The following is a 5807-nucleotide window of genomic DNA, read 5'->3' on the forward strand; positions in this document are numbered from 1 at the left end:
CATCCATCGGGCTTGATTGCAAAAGGACTTTTAAATGATCCTCTTGAGTATTGCCATATTGTGACCACTACCACCCACAAAACCCTTCGTGGACCAAGAGGTGGATTGATCTTGATGCGTGATGATTTTGACAATCCTTTTGGACTTAAGACACCAAAAGGTGAATTAAGGAAAATGTCTGCTTTATTGGATTCTGGGGTATTTCCCGGAACGCAGGGCGGTCCATTGGAACATATCATTGCAGCCAAAGCCATCGCATTTGAAGAAGCGCTTTCTGATGAGTATATGGATTATGTTCTTCAGGTCAAAAAGAATGCCGCCGTCATGGCGGATACTTTTGTAGGTTTGGGATATAAGATCATCTCAGGCGGCACAGACAACCACATGATGCTTATTGACCTGCGCAACAAAGACCTGACCGGTAAACTTGCCGAAGAGACTTTGGGTAAAGTGGATATTACGATCAATAAAAACATGGTTCCTTTTGATACCAGATCGCCATTTGTTACCTCAGGGATGAGAGTGGGTACAGCAGCGGTTACTACCCGTGGGTTGAAAGAAGAGGACATGCGCAAAATAGTATCCCTTATCGACAGGGCATTGACAAACCACGGTGATGAGGCAGAATTGGCCAAAATCAAATCTGAAGTCAACAGTTGGATGGTTCAGTTTCCATTGTATTAATTATTCTAAAAAAGCGTGGCCTTAGATCAGTATAAAGAAGAAGAGGAAGAAGAGGGCATGTCCTTTTTGGACCATTTGGAGCAGTTGAGGTGGCATTTGCTACGCTCTGCAGCTGCCATTTTGATTTTTACGGTTGCAGCGTTCCTTGCTAAAAGCATTGTATTTGGAGTTGTCATCCTTGGTCCTTCCAAAGTTGATTTCATCACCTATAGGGTACTTTGTCAGATTTCTGATTATTTAAACGTACCACCTTTGTGTATAGATACACTTCCTTTTACCATCCAAAGCAGGCAGATGACAGGTCAGTTTTCCATGCACCTGACCTCAAGTATGGTAGTGGGATTGATTGTCTCTTTTCCTTATTTGTTTTGGGAAGTTTGGAAGTTTATCGCACCTGGTCTGTACTCTAAAGAAAGACAGGCTGCCCGTGGTGCGGTTTTTTATGTCAGTCTTCTTTTTTTCTTGGGTACTGGTTTTGGTTATTTCATCCTTGCTCCCCTTTCCATAAATTTCCTTGCAAACTACCAGTTGGATCCAAGTATCCTCAACGAATTTGACATTACCTCTTACATTGGTACTTTGACCATGTTGGTATTGGCATCGGCCATTATGTTCCAACTTCCGGTAGTGATTTATTTTCTTTCTATGTCTGGATTGGTGACAGCAGCGATGTTGAAATCATACAGGAGACATTCAATTGTAGTAATTTTGATCGTTTCTGCACTTATTACACCTCCGGACGTCATCAGCCAAGTGTTGATTGCAATGCCTATATTGGTATTGTATGAAGTAGGGATACAGGTAGCAAAGAGACTTGAAAAGAAGCGCGCCAAAAAAGAATTGGAAGACAACTTGAAATACAAAGACAATGAGTAAAGTCATAGCCATCGGAGGAGACCATGCCGGTTTTGAATACAAGACCGAACTGATCAAAGAGTTGGAGGCAAAAGGGTACGAAGTAAAAGATTTTGGCCCTTATACCGGCGCCTCAGCAGACTATCCGGATTTTGTCCATCCACTGTGTAATGCCATCGAAGCGGGAGAGTTTGAGCAGGGTATCCTGATCTGCGGCAGTGGCAACGGTGTTGCTATTACGGCTAACAAACATCAGGGAATCCGTGCGGCATTGTGCTGGAATGAGGATTTGGCAGCTTTGGCAAGACAGCATAATGATGCCAATGTGTTGGCATTGCCGGCGAGGTTTATTCCTTTTGATTTGGCAGCCAAGCTTGCGGATATATTCCTGACGACAGATTTTGAAGGTGGCAGACATGCCACAAGGGTGAATAAGATCGCCTGTAAATAGCAAATCCTCCTCATGAAAATGGGGAGGATGTTTTTTTAGAGTCCATGGTCAAATAGTCCATGGTCCATAGTACCCTATAATTTGATCATTTTGAAGGCTTATTTATTACAAAGGCTTTCTAATTCGTACTTCGTAACTCACAATTCTTTCTTAAGCTTTTTTCACAAATTCAGACTTCAAAGCCATGGATCCGAATCCATCTATTTTGCAGTCAATATTGTGGTCGCCTTCTACAAGCCGGATATTTTTGACTTTTGTTCCAGCCTTGATGGGATGTGCAGCACCTTTGACGGGAAGGTTTTTGATGATGGTAACAGAATCCCCGTTTGACAATATTGCCCCGTTGGAATCTTTTACTACCAAACCCTCTTCGGCTTCAGCTTCCTCAGCTTCCCATTCGAAGGCACACTCCGGACAGACGAATTTGCCATCCAATTCATAGGTATATTCAGATTTGCAGGCCGGGCATTCGGGTAGGTTTTCCATAGGGTGAATTTAAAAGAAGTTTTTCCAATACTTCCTTGACTACGATTTTTTTAAAATGAATTGAATATTGACAAATTAACCGAAAGTGAAATAAACTTAGATCGCCTTTAAAAAATCCTTACTTACCCACTTTTCTTCCATACCGATTTTACACCATCCGTTTTTGATATCTACCAAAAAGACCTCCTCTGATTTTGGAAGAGTGCCTATGATGGAATATTCCGGTCCCGGCCCGCTTCTAACCCTGAGTACGTTGGCTGTGACGGTTGCACGGAGGACTTCTGTGGTATATTTTCCATAGACCCAATGTGCTTGGGAGTTGGATATTTTGAGCCACCCGTTGGATTCTCCATAAATCCTCAGCACTGCACCCATCTGGGCAGCATCCCGGTCTGTGGCGAGAGGAGCTGAACCGCTGGGTTGCTGACGGATATTTAGCCTTGAGGCAGTGACGATGACGTATTTGCTGATATTGGCAACCGGAGGTTGGACAGATGTATTTCCAAGTGCCTGTTGGACCAAAGGAAAAAAACCACTGATGGCATTGTCTACTTTGTTTCCACCAAAAAAGTTTGTTCCCGGGCAGGATTTGTTATTTCTAGTCCCGTTGTTGCGGACTCCCGAGCTCAGGTCAAACCAATGATGGTAGAGGATGCTGTTTGGATTGACAGGGAGGTTAAATTTTTTGAGCAGCATAGCTGTCATCTTCACGATGGTTTGCTTTTGAGAATCGGTCATGTTATCGCCACCGGTATCAAAATTACCAAAATGCTCCATGCAGACTGAATGGGAATTGTTGCCATAAATGCAGGCAGGAATTTTCTCCAAAGGCCTGCCAGTAAGAATCATTCCGTCGGGAAATATGGTGAAATGCTGTCCGATATCTGCCCATCCGTTGTTTCCGACATGGTGATTTTTCATGGCCAACTGCCTTTCAAAATGGTTTGACCCGTTGAAATGCGAATAATTTGGATTCCAGGTATGGTGCTGCTGTAGGTTTAATATGGTGCGGGCAATCCGCTGCTGCTGAATCCAAGTATCAAATTCAGCAAGGGTCATTTTGGTAAATCCGTATTTGGTTTGCATGGTACTTATTTTTTCTAAATGATAATAATCTTTGGCGGCCTTAGGAGCAATATGTAGGACAATAGTCTGCAAGCTTTTTTGGTCCTATATAGCTTTACCCCTTTTTCTTATTTTAGCGGTATTAGTCATTGAATTTGGATTAGCCATAATTCAAGTAATAAGGTAATTGAATATTCGCATGGTTCTCGGCATGTTGTACAGATATGTCCAAAAGGAGAATGTTAAGATGCTTTTTTTCGAGCCGGAGTTATTCAGAGAGGGATTAAGTTTACTCATTTAGTTGTCTAATCCAATCTTCTAATTGCTGCTGATTGTTTGGTGGCTGGTCCAACATGCTCTCGAAGTCAAAAGGCCTATCAAGTAGGCTTGGGGCTTGGTTACCCCCCGATTCCCCGTGGCAACTTGGGCATGGGTTTGGTTGAACAGGGGTCTGTCCTGTAGGGGCTTCAAAAACATAATCGTTTGAAATTAAATAAGGAGAATTTAATACAAATTCTATGTTTGAGGGAGCAGAACCATTTTCTAAGTTACCGTAATGAATGACAGGGAAATCGGACTCTCTTGATGGGAGCGATCTTCTCAGAGCTTCATTTTTAAAATAAGGGGTAATCCATGCCATAAATCTTATACCGCCTCCAGCCCTAGCATACCTTCCTTCTCCTGTTAAAGCTAAAGCCCTTCTTCCACTTCCTTCAATCCACCTTAATCTGTTGATGCCATACCTTTCATCTGTCCTTCTTCCTATTGGTATGATCTGGTCTCTATAATCGGAGATCATCTGAGCGATCATTTGCTCATAGTAGTTCAGAGTGGCAATGCTTGGATCGTAGTTATAAAATAAAACACTTAATTCCTCATCCGATACATTAATCAGGTTGCCGTGGATCATATCAACAGACTCGCTCATGACTTGCTTCAAATCTTGGACAAACTGCTCTTCCACACCTCTGCTGAATACTGCTTGGAACCCTCTCTTTGCCAAATCCTTTCCTATGGAGGTGGCAGCAGCAACGATTTGGTCCACACGGCCTAATGCCCTTAAGGCTATCCGGGATATGGCAACACTAACACCTTGCCTTCCCGCTCTTGAAATTCCTGATGTAACAAGCGTTGAAAGACCCCGGGTCGCAAATGCTAAGCCTACATCAAGCAACAGATTGGCAATATCTACATTTTGTGCCGCGAGATCACGAATTTGTCTTTGGTGTGTATTACAGGCATCGACAAATTTGGTATAGGCTATATTCATCCTCAAGGTCAATCGATCATAAAGCCAATTTCTTTCTTCTTGAGATAGGGACTCAGTACTCGTGCTTGGTTCATCCTGTCTTTGAATGGAGGGCAATGCTGATCTATTCACTACACCCTTACTTCCTTGTTGCACCACATGTGTCAGTTCATGGGCCATCAGCTTTTTGTCACCGCTGGAGGTTCCGGAATATTCACCTTGATTGAATATGATATGGTTCTTTGTTGTATAAGCCTTGGCATGAATTTTTTCGGCACTTGAATCATTTTCATGAATCCGAACTTTCGAAAAATCCCTTCCAAATTTAGGCTCAAAATAGTTCTTTTCTGTTATGTTCAAGGACCTTCCTTTACCGTCAAGTTTTGAAATATGGCCTTCAAGTTCTGTTGAGATCTCAGGGGTTTCAGCCGATTCCTCTTTTCTTTCCAATTCTCTCACTTCTTCCTTCCTGTGTATTTGGGGGGGATTCCCATTTTGAGATAAGGTCACCATATCTTGGGAGACTTTCTCTGCTTCTTGTTCGAATCGATCACCGGGTTTATTAACCTTCAATTTTGACTGTATAGCAACAGCGGGAAAGAATGGTCCGTTCCGTTGGTTTTTGGTGCCCTGTTTTTCAGATCTCTTTTTGTCTTGAATATTCATTCTAAGTTCATTTAAGTCTCTTCTTTCATTTCCCCTCTTTCTCCATTTCCCTCCTTATCCCTTTTATCATCATGTCTTTGGTCAATACAAAATCACGGCTTTCTAAGGCAGTCAGAGAAAGATATTGGACGATGTTGATGATATGGGAACCGGTCAGTTCGTACTTTTCTGCAATTTCTCGGAGTCCGTTTTCTTTGCTCAGCTTAAGCTGGCTGGGAAGGGATTTCTCCCACAATGCCAGCCTGTCTTCCGCCTTTGGTGCAGGAAAATAAATGATGGCGTTGAACCTCCTGATAAATGCCGTGTCGATGTTATTTCTAAAGTTGGAGGCCAAAATCACCAAGCCATTAT

At 42.7% G+C, this 5807-nt stretch carries 5 protein-coding genes and 2 pseudogenes; 3 read left to right on the forward strand and 4 right to left on the reverse strand.

Annotation, left to right across the window (positions count from 1 at the left end; all coding sequences use genetic code 11):
- The 3 genes and pseudogenes from glyA to rpiB form a co-directional block, all read left to right on the forward strand.
- Nucleotides 1-684, forward strand: a pseudogene (gene glyA / locus ACZFYI_RS14510) (serine hydroxymethyltransferase); the annotation flags it as partial.
- A gap of 15 nt (nt 685-699) precedes the next feature.
- Nucleotides 700-1560 (forward strand): twin-arginine translocase subunit TatC, encoded by an 861-nt coding sequence (gene tatC / locus ACZFYI_RS14515; RefSeq protein ID WP_462524847.1) that lies wholly within the window; start codon nt 700-702, stop codon nt 1558-1560.
- The gene (gene rpiB, locus ACZFYI_RS14520; RefSeq protein WP_462524848.1) at nt 1553-1990 is read left to right on the forward strand and encodes a ribose 5-phosphate isomerase B; all 438 of its coding nucleotides are present in this window, start codon (nt 1553-1555) and stop codon (nt 1988-1990) included. The genes tatC and rpiB overlap by 8 nt, the downstream gene beginning before the upstream one ends.
- Before the next feature lie 150 nt (nt 1991-2140).
- Here rpiB and ACZFYI_RS14525 read toward each other — a convergent pair whose 3' ends face one another.
- The 4 genes and pseudogenes from ACZFYI_RS14525 to ACZFYI_RS14540 form a co-directional block, all read right to left on the reverse strand.
- Nucleotides 2141-2476 (reverse strand): zinc ribbon domain-containing protein YjdM, encoded by a 336-nt coding sequence (locus tag ACZFYI_RS14525; RefSeq protein WP_462524849.1) that lies wholly within the window; start codon nt 2474-2476, stop codon nt 2141-2143.
- A 96-nt stretch (nt 2477-2572) separates the two neighbouring features.
- Nucleotides 2573-3562: an SH3 domain-containing protein gene (locus tag ACZFYI_RS14530; protein ID WP_462524850.1), complete on the reverse strand. Its 990-nt coding sequence runs from the start codon at nt 3560-3562 to the stop codon at nt 2573-2575.
- A gap of 268 nt (nt 3563-3830) precedes the next feature.
- The gene (locus ACZFYI_RS14535) at nt 3831-5456 is read right to left on the reverse strand and encodes an eCIS core domain-containing protein (RefSeq protein ID WP_462524851.1); all 1626 of its coding nucleotides are present in this window, start codon (nt 5454-5456) and stop codon (nt 3831-3833) included.
- Between the two features lie 25 nt (nt 5457-5481).
- A pseudogene (locus ACZFYI_RS14540) lies at nt 5482-5807 on the reverse strand (ATP-binding protein); the annotation flags it as partial.

This window comes from Aquiflexum sp., from assembly GCF_977115555.1.

What these genes read in the sequence shown, in the direction of transcription:
- rpiB (WP_462524848.1), top strand. Translation starts at nt 1,553, where the DNA reads ATGAGTAAAGTCATAGCCATCGGAGGAGACCATGCCGGTTTTGAATAC.
- ACZFYI_RS14525 (WP_462524849.1), bottom strand. Translation starts at nt 2,476, where the DNA reads ATGGAAAACCTACCCGAATGCCCGGCCTGCAAATCTGAATATACCTAT.
- ACZFYI_RS14530 (WP_462524850.1), bottom strand. Translation starts at nt 3,562, where the DNA reads ATGCAAACCAAATACGGATTTACCAAAATGACCCTTGCTGAATTTGAT.
- ACZFYI_RS14535 (WP_462524851.1), bottom strand. Translation starts at nt 5,456, where the DNA reads ATGAATATTCAAGACAAAAAGAGATCTGAAAAACAGGGCACCAAAAAC.